The 265-nt window shown below is 54.7% G+C and carries 1 protein-coding gene; it reads left to right on the top strand.

Annotated features, from left to right (window positions below; genetic code table 11):
* Positions 1-265 (top strand): hypothetical protein (locus tag AC1RPG_RS08815; RefSeq protein WP_481762609.1); only part of this gene is annotated, 265 nt, incomplete at both ends.

Raw genomic sequence — 265 nt, 5'->3', positions numbered from 1 at the left:
ATCTGGCAGTTCCCGCAAACTTCTCGAAGACGCTTGCTCAGGCTCTACGAGCGCAGGCGACAAAGGGGACGGAAGAGTACGATCCGGATCGACCGCAGGACCTGTTCGAAGGAATGGCGCACGCTGCTATTCAATCGCTCGTCGAGCAAGGCGCGTACAGTCCTATTCCGACTCGTCTTCATCCCGATCAAGTCGAGTGGGTTGTGAATTCTCTGGGTGAGCTTGGTGTGAAGATCGGCAACCAGTTCTTCTTTCTGTACAAAGG

It is taken from the genome of Dellaglioa sp. CoH-57-MRSF-18 (genome assembly GCF_056781995.1).
Note: the sequence above shows the minus strand (reverse complement) of the source record. Positions and strands in the feature narration are given on the sequence as shown.